Below are 16,325 nucleotides of genomic sequence, written 5' to 3'. Positions count from 1 at the left end.
CGTCAGTGCACGTCCAGGTGGACGTTGCCAACCACATCTCCATCCACGTTCTTCGTTTCGAAGTTCACTTGCTTTCCCGTTCTCGACCACGGCCGGCCGTTGACCCTGTCGAAACCCCTCTTCTCCGCCGGGAAGCGGAAAGTCCGCTTGCCATCGGCAGAAACGAAGCCCTTGCCGTTCGACATCAGGCGATGCTCGGGCCCGACGAAGGCCTTGCCCAGCTTCATCGCATCCTTCGGCGACACGCTTCCGGTGATGCCCCGGTTGCCGCCCGCCGCGGTCTGATTGAGGATGCGCTTCATCTTGTTGCGCAGCGCCTTCGAGAGCCTGGACGTTCCGCACCAGCCCCACGGGTCGATCCACTCGATCGGGTTCGGCGCGTACTGGTAGAGGTTGAACCCACCGGCCAGCCCGATCGGATCGGTCGTCGTGAACCTTCCGATGTCCGGATCGAAGAACCGGAAGGTGTTGTAGTGCAACCCCGTCTCGCGGTCCAGGTACTGCCCCTGGAAGCGCAGGTTCTGCGGCGCGAGCTGGGTCGGATGGTATTCCTCGCGCAGCGTGTTGCCCCAGACCCGGTAGCGCACCTGCCACAGCAGCCGGCCTTCGCCGTCGGTCATCTCCTCGGGCGCGCCGTTGGCGTCGGCATGGAAATGCAGCACCTGTTGATGCGCGCCGACGCCGTCCACGCGCGCGAGCGCCTCGTGGCTGCCTTCGTCGGCGTAGAGATAGAGGCTCTGCTGGCTCGCGCTGCGCTCGCCCGCGAGCCGCATGCCGTCCCAGAGGAACTCGGTCGCGCCGAGGATGCGGCCGTCGGCGCGCACATGGGTCTTGGCGATGCGCCGGCCGATCGGGTCGTAGTCGAAGCGAACGCTGTGCGCGCCTTGCCGGTCCTGGATGTCGACGGCCACCAGCCGGTGCTCGGCGTCGTAGCGGAAACGCTGCTCCGTGTGGTGGCCGATGCGCTTGCGGCGCAGGCGGCCGAAGCGGTCCCAGTCGTAGCGCCGGTCCTGGTAGACGCGCAGCCGGTTGTCGCGCACCTGGCCCGTGCTGCCCGCGCCGGCGCCCGGGCCGCCGTCGTCGAGCAGGTTGGCGGCCTGGTCGTAGCGGAAGGTCTCGGCCGGCACGCCGGGATCGCCCTGCTGGTAGCGCGCCTGCAGGATGCGGCCGGTGGCGTCGTAGCGCAGCGACTGGCGGCGCTCCGGCGGCAGGCTGCCGCCGGCGCCGATGCCACGCCCCTGCAGGTCGACCAGTCCGTCGTGGCCGCCGTGGCGCCGGCGCGTGCGCGCGACCAGGTTGTCGGCGACGTCGTAGCCGTAGCTCTTGTCGAGCAGGCCGCTGGCCGGCGCGCGGCCCGACGGATCGCCGGCCAGCCGCTGGCGCCGGTGCGCGAGGCGGCCCGCGCGGTCGTAGCCGGTGGCGGTGGCGATGCGGCCCTGGCTGCGCAGCACCTCGCGGTGCAGGCCGTCGCGCTCGAAGTCGCTGACCACCTCGCCGTCGATGTTGATCTGGTGCAGGTGGCCCGAGCCGTAGTAGAGCCGGTTGAGGCTGCGCCCGTCGGGCAGGCGGGTGCTCAGCAGGTTGCCCAGCTCGTCGTAGGCATGCCGCAGCGCGCCGCCCGCATTGCTTTCCTCGACGAGCCGGCCCAGCGCGTCGTAGGCGAAGCCCAGGCGCTGCCGCGCGCCTTGCGCATCGGTGCGCTCGATGGCGAGCAACTGGTCCACGGCGTCCCACTGGTAGCGCAGGGTGGCGTCGCCGGTGTGCCGGGCGAGGAGGCGGCCGACGGCATCGCGCTCGAGGCGGTGGACGATCGGCGCATCGTCGTCGGCGTCGATCGAGGCCTCGTTGGCGGCGCCGAGCGAGGCCGCCGCTTCCCGCGACGCACCGGGCGGCGTGTCGTGCGGCGCGGGCACCCACGCGACCTCGGTGACCTGGCCCAGCGCGTCGTAGCCGTAGCGGCGCTCGCCGCCGTCGATGTCGCGCTGGGCGCGCAGCCGGTCGCCCGCGTCCCAGTCGAAGCGACAGGCCTGGCCGTTCTCGTTGTGAAGCGCGGCGAGCCGGCCGTAGGCGTCGTGGTCGAAGCGCACGCGCCGGCCCATCGGGTCGCGGCGCTCGCGCACCTCGCCGGCGGCATCGCGGGCGTAGGCGGTGACATGGCCCGCGGGATCGGCGAAGGCCGTCAGCAGGCCGGCGCGGTCGCGCTCGTAGCGCTCGACGCGGCCGTCGGGCAACTGCACCTCCAGCAGGCGGCCGCGCGCGTCGTGCCGGTACCGGATGGTCTCGCCGATGGCGTCGGTCGTCGACAGCAGGTGGCCCATCGCATCCCAGGCGAAGCGCGTGCGCCGGCCCGAGCAGTCGATGTGCTCGCTCAGCAGGCCGCGCTCGTCCCAGCGCAGGTGCGTGTGGCGGCCGGCCGCGTCGGTGACGCGCACGACCTCGCCGCGCGGGCCGTGCGCGTACACGGTGCGCTGGCCCAGCGGATCGACCTCGGCCACGCAGTTGCCGCGCGGGTCGTAGACGTAGCGCCAGGCGCGGCCGGCGGCGTCCACCTCGGTCAGCGGCAGCGACGCGAACTCGAGCCAGGTGCCCGACTCGGTGCGGCCCAGCGGATCGGTCTCGCCGGCGAGGTTGCCCGAGGCGTCGTAGCTGCAGCGCCAGCGGCCGCCGAGCGGATCGACCGCGCCCAGCACCTGGCCCTCGTCGTTCCACTCGAAGCGCCAGGTGTGGCCCAGCGCGTCGGTGTGGCGCACGATCCGGTAGCCGGCATCCCATTCGCGCTCCACGCGGCGGCCGAGGCCGTCGGTGGCGACCGTGAGGCCGGCGGCGAGGTCGTAGTCGAAGCGGTATTCGTCGCCGAGCTCGCTGCGGTAGCGCGCCACGCGCCATTCCTTGCCGCGCGGGCCTTCGAGCTCGGTCCACTCGTAGTGCGAACGCAGGCCGGTGGGCAGCTCGTGCATCGTCATGCGGCGGCCCTCGTCGTAGGCGAAGCGGCGCACGATCTGGCCGGTGGCGTCGGCCACCTGCGCCAGGTCGCCCGCGGCGTCGTAGCCGTAGCGCGCCAGCACGGTGCGCTCGCCGCCGTCGCGCGGCGCGGTCTCGATGCGCTCCAGGCGCCGCGGATGCGCCGCCGAGTGCACGAGCGCGATGCGCGCGGGTCCATCGTGTTCCTCGATGCCGGCCAGGCGCCCCAGCGCGTCGTATCGAAGCACGAGCACGTTGTCGTTGCGGTCGCCGATGCGCGCCAGGCGCAGCCGCGCCGCGTCGTGCGGATCGTCCTCGAACAGGCGGTGGATGCCGTCGGCGCTCTCGACCACCATGCGTCCGTCCTCGGCGCGGCGGAAGGCCAGGCCCTCGCCGGGGCTGAAGAAGGCATCGGGCGCGGCGACCGGGCCGAGCCCGAGGCGGCGCCCCTGCTCGTCGATGTAGACGAGCTGCTCGCCGCCGTCGGGATGCGCGTCGCGCACGATCTCGACCTCGAAGGGCACGCTCCAGCCGGCGCCGAACAGGCCGCCGGTGCGCGCATCGCGGCTGTTGTAGAAGCGCTGCCATTCGATGGGCAGCAAGCCGGGCAGCGCGAAGTCGAGCTCGTCCTCCCCGCCCAGCACCTTCGCGCCCGTGGGCGCGTGCACCGGCCGCGGCGAACCGAAGGCCGCGTTCATCGCCTGGCCCGCGACCACCGAGGCGCCCATGCCGAGCGCCATGCAGGGCAGCTGGCGCAGCAGGTTGCGCGGGTTGCCGCGCAGCAGCATCAGCGCGGTGATCGCGAGCGCGATGCCCGGCGTCTTGCCGCTGCGGATCTCGCGCACCACCACCGGCGGCCCGCCGATGCGCACGTTGTGCGACACGCGCCGGCCGGCCGCGTTGTCGCTCACCGTGGCCTCGCAGGTGCTGCGGTCCTTGCTGCGCACCGCGGGCTGGCTGTTGATGTAGACCTTGCTCGAGCCCTCCGCGAGGTACTGCTCTTCCATCGGCGGATGCTTCTCGCAGTCGATCTTGTCGTCCTCGCAGGGCACGGCGCGCGGGTCGGGCGCGGCGACCGTGGGCCGCCACATCTGCGAGAAGAAGTTGCCGACCTTGTCGAGGAAGCCCGGCTCGGGCGCGGGCGAGGACTCCACGCTCGCGCCCGGATCGATCATGCCGGCCGCGCGCGCGGCCGGCTTGGCGTTGGTGTGGGTGTCGCCCGAGCCGGTGCGTATCCACGCCTGCTCGGAGGGCGGGAAGAGGGCGTTGCCTATCTCGTCGCAGACGGCCGTGATCTTGTCGCCCGCGCCGTACGACAGCGCCGCGCCGACCACCGCGCCGAGCACCACGGCGCCCACGCCGCAGGTCAGGCCGGTGACCGCGCAGGCCAGCGCGCCGGCCGCGGCATAGGCCGTGAACTCGAGCGCCCCCGAGACGAGGTCGGCCCAGAAGCTGGTGTGCAGCAGCGGGTCGCCTTCGCGCGCCGCCCAGAGTGCGTCGCTCATCCGCCCGGGGCGCCGTCCGCCGCCGTGAACGCGAGGCTGGCCTTGATCGCCTCCCAGTGCGCGAGGTCGGCATCGCCCAGCGGCTCGGCCTTCACGTAGCTCAGTGCGAGCATCACCGGCACGCCGGGCAACTGGCAGGCGAGCTGGTACTGGAACACCTTCTCGGGCCCGCGCACGAACTGGTTGCGGATCTCGAGGCCGGGGATGTCGGAGGCGGCGCCCACCGTCACCGCGCGGCGGTCGTGGAAGTGGAAGTTCTTCACCTGCTGCGACAGCCGCTTCATCTGCTGGTCGAAGTTCTGCTCGAGCGTCTGGCCCTCGAGCGCGCCGCGCGTCACCACGAGCGTGGCCGAGAGCGCCGGGAACTTGAGGATGTTGACCGACATGTCCTGGTGCGCGGTGTCGGGCAGCGCGAGGCGGAAGTCCTGCGTGAGGTAGTCCATGGCTCAGCCCTCCGGCGGAAACTGCGCGTCGACCTTGCCGCGGATCGCGCCCTGTTGGCCCTCGCCGCCGGGCGCGGTGCCCGGGCCGCCGCCCGGCATGTTGAGGTCGAGGATCTGCGCCAGCGTGTTGATCTGGCCGCTCTCGCTGGCCGTGATGTTGAAGACCTTGCAGCTCAGGTTGACCTGGCCGCTCGCGTTGAGCTCGATCACGCTCTCGCCGCAGACCAGCCGGATCTGCGTGCCCGCCTCCATGGTGTAGGTGGTGGTGGCCGAGTCCGACTTGCTTGCGCCGACCAGCACCGTGTCGCTGCCGCGCACGGTGCGCGTGCGGCTGCCGCCGATGGTGATGGTCTCGCCGAGGTCCACGCTCTCGGTGCGGCTCTTGTGGATGGTGCTGGTCTCGTGGCCGTCGACGGTCTTGGTGCGGTCGTTGCCGACCCACTTGGTCTCGTCGTTCTCGACCTCGGTGAGCTGGTCCTTCTGCGCGTGCAGCCACAGCTGCTCCGCGCCGGCCTTGTCCTCGAAGCGGATCGCGTTGGCCATCTCGGGCGTGCCGCCCTGCGAGGAGCGCGTGAGCGTGCCGCTCTGGGTCTTGTTGGCGGGCAGGTCCCACGGCGGCATCTGCAGCGCGTTGTAGACGCGGCCCGTGACGATCGGGTGGTCGGGGTCGCCGTTGAGGAAGTCGACGATCACCTCCTGGCCGATGCGCGGCAACTGCATGCTGCCGAAGTTGCTGCCGGCCCAGGACTGCGAGACGCGGATCCAGCACGAGGAGTTCTCGTCGCGCTGGCCGTAGCGGTCCCAGTGGAACTGCACCTTGATGCGGCCGTACTGGTCGGTGTGGATCTCCTCGCCCGGCGGCCCGGTCACCACCGCCGTCTGCGGGCCGGTGGTGCGGGGCTTGGGCGTGCTGCGCGGCGCGCGGAACACCGCGCTGTCGGGCAGCACCTCGAAGCTCTGGTGGTAGCTGGTGTTGCCGGTGGCCTCGGCATAGGCGCCGCCGGACGCGCCGTCAGGGCGCAGCGCGTTCTCCTGGAAGTCGCAGCTCACGGCCTCGATCAGGTGGCGCCGGTTCTCCGCGCCCAACGGATGGCGGGTGAGCTCGAACATGTAGCCCGGCGCCATGTGCCGCAACCGCCCGCTGCCCGAGGCCGTGTCGCGCCGCGCGTGCTGCTGCTCGACGCGCACCCGCGCGTAGTTCTCGCCGTCGGCCATCTCGGTGTAGCCGCCGGGCCAGTCGTAGATCTCGTGGCTGTCGTGGCTGTGGCCGGCGGGGCGGTGGCGCAGCGTGTCGATCTCGGCGTTGGGCTTGGTGAAGTCGTAGTCGTCGGCGGCGAAGTGGCCCGAGGCGATGTCCTCGCCGTGGCTCCAGCTGTCGATGAAATCCTGCTCGAGGATCTGCGCCGCCAGCACGCCCGCGTGGTAGGCGATACGCGCCGTACCGTAGGGCAGGGTGGCATGCGCGTCCATCGCGTCGCACAGCACCAGCGTGTGCGCGCCCTGGGCGTGCGCGAAGAAGTAGTAGATGCCTTCCTGCTCCATCAGGCGGCTCGCGAAGGCGAAGTCGCTCTCGCCGTACTGCACGCAGTACTCCCAGCTGCGGTAGCCGCCGCCGAGCCGCGCGTCGATCTCGAAGCCGTAGGCGCCCAGCACCTCCTGCAGGATCTCGGGCACGGTACGGAACTGGAAGATCTTGAAGTCGGTGCGCCGCGTGGCGTACCAGAGCCAGGGGCGCAGCACGGCCTCGTAGACGTGCATGTCGCCGTCGTCCTTGCCCACGTAGGCGAAGCGCGTGATCTGGCCGCTGATGAAGCGGCTGCCGCCGCCGCCGAGCTCGGTGGCGAGGTTCACCTCCACGCTCAGGTCCTGCCCGAGCAGCGTGCGCGCGGGCACGCCGGCCATGTCGCCGACCAGGCGCACGCGGTATTCGAAGAGATGCGAGATGCGCTCCTGTCCGGTCATGGCACGGAACTGGAGGCGATCGCTCACGGCACCGTGAGCGATGAAGCTGCGAGACATCGGGTCCTCCCTGGCTTTGCACGGAATCCGGCAACTCATGGGTTGCTCGGCGCGCACTTTGCCACAGGGGATGGCGGTTTCCACGGATTGACTGTTAGTAGATGTTTTGCGTGTAGTTCATTGGAATTCAAAGATTTTGATGATGTTTTCTTTAGTGTTGCCTGAATGGCGCATCCGGCCGGGCGGAGGGGCCGCGCCGCGGCCCTCATGCCCACCCAAATGAAAGTGGCTCTCAACTGGGAGATACTGCCGGCTTTTCAGCCCATCCACCGAATCCGCATGACCAGCACCGCCACGCGTACCGAGCGCGACACCTTCGGCCCCATCGCCGTTCCCGCCGACAAGCTCTGGGGGGCGCAGACCCAGCGCTCGCTGCAGAACTTCGACATCTCGGGCGAGCAGCAGCCGCGCGAGATCATCAAGGCCCTGGCCCAGGTCAAGCGCGCATCGGCCGTGGTCAACCACGCGCTGGGCCTGCAGGACGAGAAGAAGACCCACGCCATCGTCGCCGCGGCCGACGAGGTCATCGCCGGCAAGCACCCGGGCGAGTTCCCGCTGGTGGTCTGGCAGACCGGCTCGGGCACGCAGACCAACATGAACGTCAACGAGGTGCTGGCCAACCGCGCGAGCGAACTGCTGGGCGGCGAGCGTGGCGAAGGGCGCCTGGTGCATCCCAACGACGACGTGAACCGCAGTCAGTCGAGCAACGACGTGTTCCCGACCGCGATGCACGTGGCGGCCGTCGAGGCCATCACGCACAAGCTGCTGCCCGCCATCGCCAAGCTGCGCGGCACGCTGGAGCAGAAGTCGAAGGACTTCGCCGACATCGTGAAGATCGGCCGCACCCACCTGCAGGACGCCACGCCGCTCACCTTGGGCCAGGAGTTCTCGGGCTACGTGGCGCAACTCGCGCATGGCGAGGCGCACGTGCGCGCCGCGCTGCCGCACCTGAGCGAACTGGCGCTCGGCGGCACGGCCGTGGGCACCGGCCTCAACGCGCCCAAGGGCTATGCCGAGCAGGTGGCGGCCGAGCTCGCGAAGCTCACCGGCCTGCCGTTCGTGACCGCGCCGAGCAAGTTCGAGGCGATGGCCAGCGTCGATGCGCTGGTGCATGCCCACGGCGCGCTCAAGACCCTGGCCGCCAGCATGAACAAGATCGCCAACGACGTGCGCTGGCTCGCGAGCGGACCGCGCAGCGGCATCGGCGAGCTCAGCATTCCCGAGAACGAACCGGGCTCGTCGATCATGCCGGGCAAGGTCAACCCGACCCAGAGCGAGGCCGTCACGATGCTGGCCGCGCAGGTGTTCGGCAACGACGTGGCCATCAACATCGGCGGCGCCTCGGGCAACTTCGAGCTCAACGTGTTCCGCCCGATGGTGGCCCACAACTTCCTGCAGAGCGTGCGCCTGCTGGCCGACGGCATGGTGAGCTTCAACGACCACTGCGCCGTGGGCATCGAGCCGAACCGCGAGCGCATCACCGAGCTGGTGCAGCGCTCGCTGATGCTGGTGACCGCGCTCAACACGCACATCGGCTACGACAAGTCGGCCTACATCGCCAAGAAGGCGCACAAGGAAGGCACCAGCCTGCGCGAGGCCGCGATCGCCTCGGGCCACCTCACGGCCGAGCAGTTCGACCAGTGGGTGGTGCCGGAGAACATGACGGGCCGCTGAAAAGGCGGGCAGCCGAACGCAGAAGTCGCGAAGGTCGCGCAGAAGTCGCAGAAGAAATCCAGAAATTTCTTTTCTGCGACTTCTGCGTAGCTTTTGTCTTCCTTCTGCGTTCGGCTGTCCGATCCCGCGCTCAGTACCCGATCGTGTAGCGCTGGCGCGAGTGCGCCGGCTTCTCGAGCTCGTCGATGAAGGCGATCGCGTAGTCCTCGAATGTGATCCAGCTGCGGCCCTCGGCGCTGACCAGCAGGTCGTTCTGGCCGAGGCGGAACTTGCCGGTGCGTTCGCCTTCGACGAATTCGGCCGAGGGCGAGAGGAAGGTCCAGTCGAGTTCCTTCTCGGCGCGCAGCGCCTCGAGGAACACGCCGCCGGCCGAGGCCTCGGCCTTGTAGGCCTCGGGGAAGTTCGGCGTCTCGATGACCTTGAGGCCCGGTGCCGCGAACAGGCTGCCGGCGCCGCCGACCACCAGCAGGCGCTTCACGCCCGCGCGCTTCGCGGGTTCGATGATGGCCGCGGGCGGCACGGTCGCGAAATGGGCGGCGCTGAACACGGCGTCGTGGCCGGCCAGGGCCTTCTCGAGCGCGGCGCCGTCGAGCACGTCGAGGTCGACGGCCTTGACGTTGGCGCGGTCGGAAAGCTTGGCGCCGGCATGGCGCGCGATGGCCGTGACCGTGTGGCCGCGGCGCAGCGCTTCTTCGAGGAGGCGGCCGCCGGCGCGACCGGTGGCGCCGATGATGGCGATGTGGCTCATGGAGGACTCCTTGGAACGAGCGATGGGAAGAGGGCGATGAGGCTCATCTTAGGTTTCTCATTTCGAAAGAAATACCTCGAAATTCGCGCTTCTTTATTCCTAAAATCGTTCGAATGGATCGTCTTACCGCAATGCGCGTCTTCGTGACCGTGGTCGACGCGGGCAGCCTCTCGGCCGCCGCCGACAAGCTCGACATGTCGCGCCCCGTGGTCACGCGCTACGTCGCCGAGCTCGAGCAATGGACCGGCGCGCGGCTGTTGCACCGCACCACCCGGCGCCTGAGCCTCACGGCCGCGGGCGAGGAGCTGCTGCCGCGCTGCCGCCAGGTGCTGGAGCTCGCGGGCGACATGCAGGCCGCGGTGCGCCATCCGGCCGAGGCGCCGCGCGGGCAGTTGCGCATCACCACCGGCACCTCGTTCGCGCAGGCGCAACTGGCCGACGCGATCGCCGACTACGTGCGGCTCTATCCGGGCGTGATGGTCGACCTGGTGCTGCTCGACCGCACCGTGAACCTGGTCGACGAGCGCATCGACCTCGCGATCCGCACCGCGGCCGAGATCGATCCCAACCTGATCGCGCGCCGGCTCACGGACTGCCGCTCGGTGGTCTGCGCCTCGCCGGCCTACCTGGCCGAGCACGGCACGCCGCAGCGCGTGGACGAACTGGCGCAGCGCAACTGCCTCACGCATTCCTACTTCGGCCACAGCCTCTGGAGCTTCACGCGCAAGAGCGACGGCGCGCCGGTGTCGGTGGCCGTGGACGGCAACGTGTCGGCCAACGATGCGGCCAGCCTGATGTGCCTGGCGCGCGCGGGCGCGGGCATCGCGATGCTGCCGACCTACCTGACGGCGCAGCTCGTGCACGGCGGGGAGCTGGTGCCGCTGTTCCCCGATTTCGAGCCGCAGGTGGTGGGCATGTACGCGGTCTACACCTCGCGCAAGCACATGCCGGCGACCTTGCGCACCATGCTCGACTTCCTGGCGCAGCGCTTCACCGAAGTGCCGGCCTGGGACCTGCCGCTGGCGGCCTGAACGAAGCTCAGTGGTCGGCCGGGGGATGCGCCATCAGCCGGTCGGTGAAGGCGATGGCCATGGCCGAGAGCAGGAAGGCAACGTGGATCACCGTCTGCGCGATCAGCACCTTGTCGGTGTAGTTGTCGGCGTTGATGAAGGTCTTGAGCAGGTGGATCGAGCTGATGCCGATGATGGCGGTGGCCAGCTTGACCTTGAGCACCGAGGCGTTCACGTGGCTCAGCCACTCGGGCTGGTCGCGGTGGCCCTCGAGGTCCATGCGGCTCACGAAGGTCTCGTAGCCGCCCACGATCACCATGATCAGCAGGTTCGAGATCATCACCACGTCGATCAGCGCCAGCACCACCAGCATGATCACCGTCTCGTTGAGCGCGGCCACCGGCGCGGTGGTCTTGTAGCCGATGCTGTTGATCAGCGCCTGCAGCGCGGTCTGGCTGCCGAACGCGGCCTCGACCAGGTGCAGCAGCTCGACGAGGAAATGCACCACGTAGACCGCCTGCGCCACGATCAGTCCCAGGTACAGCGGCAGCTGGAGCCAGCGGCTCGCGAAGATCAGCCGTGGCAGCGGGCGCAACGGAGAGGTGCGGGCGTGAACGGGCATGTTCCGGGGATCGAAGGGGTCGGGGGAGGACATCGGGGAGGCGTGTGTGACGGGGAGCGCGGATTCTAGGGGTGTCCCGGTGACGCACTCGTGATAACCCCCCGCTCTAACATCGGGGGTCCGTCAGCAGCACGCCGGTTCGGCGTCAGTGGCCCGTAAGTGGTCGCGCCGACATTACGGCCGCAATTCATCCAGGAGACACGAGACATGAGCAGCGCATCGAAGAACATTGAATCCGTCCTGGTCGAGAACCGCGTGTTCCCGCCCGATGCCCGCGCCACGCAAGGCGCCCGCATTTCCGGCATGGCCGCCTACGAGGCCCTGTGCAAGGAAGCGGAACAGGACTTCGAAGGCTTCTGGAGCCGCCAGGCCAAGAGCCACCTGCAGTGGACGAAGCCCTTCAGCAGGATCCTCGACGAGTCGAACGCGCCGTTCTACCAATGGTTCGGCGACGGCGAACTCAACGCCAGCGCCAACTGCCTCGACCGCCACATCGGCACCCCGGTCGAGAACAAGACCGCCATCGTCTTCGAAGCCGACGACGGTACCGTCACCCAGGTCACCTACAAGGAACTGCTCGCGCGCGTGAGCCAGTTCGCCAATGCGCTCAAGGCCTCCGGCATCCAGAAGGGCGACCGCGTCATCGTCTACATGCCGATGACGGTCGAGGGCGTGATCGCGATGCAGGCCTGCGCGCGCATCGGCGCCACCCACAGCGTGGTGTTCGGCGGCTTCTCGGCCAAGGCGCTGCAGGAACGCATCATCGACGCCGGCGCGGTCGCGGTCATCACCGCCAACTTCCAGCTGCGCGGCGGCAAGGAGCTGCCGCTCAAGGCCATCGTCGACGACGGCATCGCGCTCGGCGGCTGCGAGTCGATCAAGACCGTGTTCGTGTTCGAGCGCACGCCCTCGGCCTGGCACCGCGTCGAGGGCCGCGACAAGACCTTCGCCGAGGCGCTGGCCGGCCAGAGCACCGAGTGCGCGCCCGAGCCGGTGAATGCCGAGCACCCGCTGTTCATCCTCTACACCTCGGGCTCCACCGGCAAGCCCAAGGGCGTGCAGCACGCCACCGGCGGCTACCTGCTGTGGGCCAAGATGACGATGGACTGGACCTTCGACATCCGCCCCGAGGACGTGTTCTGGTGCACCGCCGACATCGGCTGGATCACGGGCCACACCTACGTCGCCTACGGCCCGCTCGCGGCCGGCGCCACGCAGGTGGTGTTCGAGGGCATCCCGACCTTCCCGCACGCGGGGCGCTTCTGGCAGATGATCGAGAAGCACAAGGTCAGCGTGTTCTATACCGCGCCGACCGCGATCCGCTCGCTGATCAAGGCGGCCGAGGGCGACGAGAAGGTGCATCCGAAGAACTGGGACCTCACGAGCCTGCGCATCCTGGGCTCGGTCGGCGAGCCGATCAATCCCGAGGCCTGGATGTGGTACCACCGCAATATCGGCGGCGAGCGCTGCCCGATCGTCGACACCTTCTGGCAGACCGAGACCGGCGGCCACGTGATCACGCCGCTGCCGGGCGCCACGCCGCTGGTGCCGGGCTCGTGCACCCTGCCGCTGCCGGGGATCATGGCCGCGATCGTCGACGAGACCGGCAAGGACCTGCCCAACGGCGCGGGCGGCATGCTGGTGATCAAGCGGCCCTGGCCCTCGATGATCCGCACCATCTGGAACGACCCCGAGCGCTTCAAGAAGAGCTACTTCCCCGAGGAGATGGGCGGCACGATCTATCTGGCCGGTGACGGTGCGGTGCGCAGTGCCGACCGCGGCTACTTCCGCATCACGGGCCGCATCGACGACGTGCTCAATGTCTCGGGCCACCGGCTGGGCACGATGGAGATCGAATCGGCGCTGGTGTCCAAGACCGATCTCGTGGCCGAGGCCGCGGTGGTGGGGCGTCCGGACGACCTGACGGGCGAGGCGATCTGCGCCTTCGTGGTGCTCAAGCGCGCGCGACCGACCGGCGAGGAGGCGAAACAGATCGCCACCGAGTTGCGCAACTGGGTGGCCAAGGAGATCGGGCCGATCGCCAAGCCCAAGGACATCCGCTTCGGCGACAACCTGCCCAAGACGCGCAGCGGCAAGATCATGCGGCGGCTGCTGCGCAGCATCGCCAAGGGCGAGGCGATCACGCAGGACACCTCCACGCTCGAGAACCCGGCCATCCTCGATCAGTTGTCGCAGACGAACTGAGCGACGCGGCATTCCTGCTGTAGGACAGGGGCGTCTGTGCCGGGCCGAGGGCCGGACAGGCCCCTTCGCTGAGGTAAAACCGCTGGCACCACCGCGCGCCTCGAAGCGCGCGGGTTCCCAACGTGTTCGATCTTTCCGAAGGAGGCCCCCATGGGCGTGAGATCCGCTTTCCTGTTCGTCATCGTGCTGCTGATCGCGGCGCTGGCCGCGCTCAACTGGGGCACGCTGTCCACGCCCACCGACGTGTGGCTGGGCTTCATGACCGTCTCGGCGCCGCTGGGCCTGATCATGCTGGGGCTCACCGTGGTGCTGGCGGCCTTCTTCCTGGTCTACGTGCTGTACCTGCACAGCTCGGTGCTGCTCGACACCAAGCGCCACACCAAGGAGATGCAGGTGCAGCGCGACCTGGCCGATAAGGCCGAGGCATCGCGCTTCACCGAGCTGCGCAACTTCCTGCAGGCGCAAGAGAACCAGCACATGGCGCAGAACGCCGACCGCCAGACGGCGCTGCTGGCGCGCATCGACCAGCTCGAGGCCGCGGTGCGGCTGCGTTCGGACCAGTCCGACAACACGCTGGCCGCGCACATCGGCCAGCTCGAGGACCGCATCGAGCGCCGGCCTTCGCTGCCCGTGGAACTCGATCCGCGGGTCTGAGGACCGGCCTTACTTCGTCGACAGGATCCAGGCCGCGAGCTTCTTCGCGTCGGCTTCGCTGACCTGGTTGTTGGCCGGCATCGGCACCGGGCCCCACACGCCCGAGCCGCCCTTGATGATCTTGCCGGCCAGCATGTCGGCCGCGCCCGCGTTGTCCTTGTATTTGGCCGCCACGTCCTTGAACGAGGGGCCGAGCACCTTGCGCTCGACCGCATGACAGCTCATGCAGTTCTTCGAGGTGGCCAGCGCCAGGTCGGCGAAGGCGGGGGCTGCCAGGCCGAGGGCCAGGGTCGCGAACAGCAGGGCTCTTTTCATGGGGATCGGATTCTCTGTTTATGTAAGGGCTGAGTTACATTCGACGGCTCAACGCGATGATTGTAGGGAGCACCGACCGCCGGCGTGCGACCGCATCGCGCGACACGACCCGAAGGGATTCGCGATGTGGTTTCTGGTGCTGGGCATCCTGGGCGTGGCCCTCAAATACTTCGAAGTCGGCCCGGTCGCCACCTGGAGCTGGTGGATCGTGCTGATTCCCTTCGCGCTCGCCATGGCCTGGTGGGCCTGGGCCGATGCCTCGGGCTACACCAAGCGCAAGGTGGTCGAGCGCGAGGACGCGCGCCGCCAGGCGCGCATCGACCGGCAGAAGACCAACATGGGCCTGAAGACCGGCAGCGGATCGCGCCCACGCCGCTGACTCCTCTGCGCTGACGGGCCCGCCGTGGTCCGCATGTGAAACTCTTCCGACGCGCCGCATGCATCGCGGCGCTTCACCGGGGAGGATCGAAATGACCACACGCATGTCGTCGAGCGGGCTCGCACCCGTGCTGCGGATCGCCATGGGCTTGTTGATCGTGCTGGCCATGGGCGCGGCCGGCTGGCTGCTTCGCTCGCCATGGATCGTGCTGCTGGCGACGCCGCTGTTCACCGTGCTCTATGCGCTCGGCAAGTGGAAGGCCTGGACCTTGGCCTGGCGGCTCGGCGGCGCGAAGCGGATCGTGCTGTCGGCGTTGGTGACGCTGCCGATCCAGGCGGTGCTCGCGGGCGTGTTCTACCTGCTCGGGCTGGGGCTGAGCATGCTGCTGGCGCCGGCCGCGCCGATCGCTGCGTTCTCGACGTCGGACGTTCAATGGGCCGCGGCGCTGTTCGTCGTGGCGGTCGCTGTGAGCGCGGCGATCATCGGGCTCGAGTCGAAGGCATCGCCCGCGGCGCCCGAGCCGATGGTCGGCACGCCATCGCCCGCACCGGAAGCCGAGCCCGAACTCGACATCGACCCGACGCCGCTGAATCACGACACCTTCTTCGAGTCCCCCGGGTACTGGCGCAAGAACGCCGCGCGCGAAGCGCTCGCGCAGCGCGGCACACCGGTCGAGAAGCCGCCGTTCGCGGCCAGCGAAGCCATGCTCGCGGCCGCCGAGGCGCGGCTGGGTTTTCGCCTGCCTGACACGCTGCGCGAGCTCTATGGCCGGATGAACGGCGGCTACGTGGGCTGGCTCTACGTGCCGTTGAAGCGCGATGCCGGCCCGTTCTACGACGACTGGCGCGGCGCTTTCTCCATCGACTATTCGAGCCTCGTGGCCGTGGAGAAGCTGCGCACCGTGGCCGAGCACTACGAGGACTTCACGCACGAGCCCGAGGACGTGCCGGCCGGCGCCGACAGGCTGGTGGTGCTGCAGGCCCGCTATGGCGACATGACCCTGCTCGACTACACGCGCGGGCCGCAGGCGCGGGTGCTGATCGTGGACTTCGGCAAGCAGCCCGGCGTGGAGCCGGTCGACATCGCCTTCGAGAACTTCGACGATTTCCTCGCGGCGCTGCGGCGCGTGCGCCCGGAGCGCGGCGTGGCGCGAACGGTCGCGCGCGATCTCGGCCCGCCGCTGGGCGAGGCCCCCGAGCAATGGCGTGCCTCGATGTTCTGGGGCGAGGCGCAGCCTCATTTCTTCTACCTCAACGCGGCGCAGCGCAAGGACGGTTCCGAGCCGCAACTGACGGCCGACGATGCGCTGGTCGCGCAGACCGAGGCGCGGCTGGGCCTGCGGCTGCCGGGCGCGCTCGTGGCGCTGTGGCGCGTGAAGAATGGCGGCGGCGTCTCGTGCCGCTGGGTCGACATCGCCGACGGCGAAGGCCAGCCGTACAGCGAGGTCCTGCGCTACCTGATGCCGATGGAATACCTCGCGACGCTGGCCGAGCTGTCGGACCGCATCGTGTTCCCGCCGGGAGAAACGCCGTGGAAGCAAGGCTTCGACGCGCCGCAGCGCCTCGTGGTGCTCGAGGCCGACCACGGCAGGGTGGTCATGCTCGACTATCGCGACAGCGGCGCGCAGGCCCCGGCCGTGCTGGTCGTGGACGACCTGGACCGCGGTCCGCCGCGCGAAGTGCTGCGTTTCGAGCGCTTCGACGACCTGTTGCCGCGCCTGCGCCCGAAGTCCATCGGCTACGAGGACGTGGCGAAACCGTGGCAGCCGCCGGCCGCCACGGCCTGAACGC

The 16,325-nt window shown here is 69.5% G+C and carries 12 protein-coding genes; 6 read left to right on the top strand and 6 right to left on the bottom strand.

Features of this window, described 5'->3' with window-relative positions; translation table 11 throughout:
- Positions 1 to 2 precede the first annotated feature (2 nt).
- The 3 genes from R0232_RS19900 to R0232_RS19890 are packed head-to-tail and all read right to left on the bottom strand — an operon-like array spanning position 3 to position 6,928.
- Positions 3 to 4,466: an RHS repeat-associated core domain-containing protein gene (locus R0232_RS19900; RefSeq protein WP_431509162.1), complete on the bottom strand. Its 4,464-nt coding sequence runs from the start codon at positions 4,464 to 4,466 to the stop codon at positions 3 to 5.
- The gene (locus R0232_RS19895; protein WP_208510519.1) at positions 4,463 to 4,909 is read right to left on the bottom strand and encodes a DcrB-related protein; all 447 of its coding nucleotides are present in this window, start codon (positions 4,907 to 4,909) and stop codon (positions 4,463 to 4,465) included. The genes R0232_RS19900 and R0232_RS19895 overlap by 4 nt, the downstream gene beginning before the upstream one ends.
- 3 nt (positions 4,910 to 4,912) lie before the next feature.
- The gene (locus R0232_RS19890) at positions 4,913 to 6,928 is read right to left on the bottom strand and encodes a type VI secretion system Vgr family protein (RefSeq protein WP_431509161.1); all 2,016 of its coding nucleotides are present in this window, start codon (positions 6,926 to 6,928) and stop codon (positions 4,913 to 4,915) included.
- Between the two features lie 279 nt (positions 6,929 to 7,207).
- Between R0232_RS19890 and fumC the strand changes: the two genes are divergently transcribed.
- Complete coding sequence (gene fumC, locus R0232_RS19885) at positions 7,208 to 8,602, top strand: class II fumarate hydratase (RefSeq protein ID WP_208510521.1); 1,395 nt, start codon at positions 7,208 to 7,210, stop codon at positions 8,600 to 8,602.
- Positions 8,603 to 8,732: 130 nt separating this feature from the next.
- Here the strand turns inward: fumC and R0232_RS19880 are convergent, their stop codons facing one another.
- The gene (locus R0232_RS19880) at positions 8,733 to 9,350 is read right to left on the bottom strand and encodes an NAD(P)-dependent oxidoreductase (protein WP_431509160.1); all 618 of its coding nucleotides are present in this window, start codon (positions 9,348 to 9,350) and stop codon (positions 8,733 to 8,735) included.
- A 113-nt stretch (positions 9,351 to 9,463) separates the two neighbouring features.
- Between R0232_RS19880 and R0232_RS19875 the strand changes: the two genes are divergently transcribed.
- Complete coding sequence (locus R0232_RS19875; protein WP_431509159.1) at positions 9,464 to 10,381, top strand: LysR family transcriptional regulator; 918 nt, start codon at positions 9,464 to 9,466, stop codon at positions 10,379 to 10,381.
- Between the two features lie 7 nt (positions 10,382 to 10,388).
- On the opposite strand, the gene R0232_RS19870 is transcribed toward R0232_RS19875, so the two are convergent.
- A complete protein-coding gene (locus R0232_RS19870; RefSeq protein WP_093344195.1) occupies positions 10,389 to 11,015 on the bottom strand; it encodes a YqhA family protein in 627 nt (208 codons plus the stop codon).
- Between the two features lie 174 nt (positions 11,016 to 11,189).
- Here R0232_RS19870 and acs point away from each other — a divergent pair, with 174 nt between their 5' ends.
- Together acs and R0232_RS19860 are read left to right on the top strand one after the other, a co-directional pair.
- Complete coding sequence (gene acs, locus R0232_RS19865) at positions 11,190 to 13,187, top strand: acetate--CoA ligase (protein ID WP_431509158.1); 1,998 nt, start codon at positions 11,190 to 11,192, stop codon at positions 13,185 to 13,187.
- A 150-nt stretch (positions 13,188 to 13,337) separates the two neighbouring features.
- A complete protein-coding gene (locus R0232_RS19860; protein WP_208513145.1) occupies positions 13,338 to 13,841 on the top strand; it encodes a LapA family protein in 504 nt (167 codons plus the stop codon).
- 9 nt (positions 13,842 to 13,850) lie between these two features.
- On the opposite strand, the gene R0232_RS19855 is transcribed toward R0232_RS19860, so the two are convergent.
- Positions 13,851 to 14,156: a c-type cytochrome gene (locus tag R0232_RS19855; RefSeq protein WP_057594543.1), complete on the bottom strand. Its 306-nt coding sequence runs from the start codon at positions 14,154 to 14,156 to the stop codon at positions 13,851 to 13,853.
- 124 nt (positions 14,157 to 14,280) lie between these two features.
- Here R0232_RS19855 and R0232_RS19850 point away from each other — a divergent pair, with 124 nt between their 5' ends.
- Together R0232_RS19850 and R0232_RS19845 are read left to right on the top strand one after the other, a co-directional pair.
- Complete coding sequence (locus R0232_RS19850; RefSeq protein WP_093342394.1) at positions 14,281 to 14,535, top strand: TIGR04438 family Trp-rich protein; 255 nt, start codon at positions 14,281 to 14,283, stop codon at positions 14,533 to 14,535.
- 91 nt (positions 14,536 to 14,626) lie between these two features.
- Entirely contained in the window at positions 14,627 to 16,321 is a 1,695-nt protein-coding gene (locus R0232_RS19845) for an SMI1/KNR4 family protein (RefSeq protein ID WP_431509157.1), read from the top strand.
- Positions 16,322 to 16,325 lie beyond the last annotated feature (4 nt).

It is taken from the genome of Variovorax sp. DAIF25, from assembly GCF_050711835.1.
Taxonomy (GTDB): domain Bacteria; phylum Pseudomonadota; class Gammaproteobacteria; order Burkholderiales; family Burkholderiaceae_C; genus Variovorax.
The sequence above is the reverse complement of the archived record's forward strand: the minus strand, read 5'-3'. Positions and strand labels throughout refer to the sequence as shown.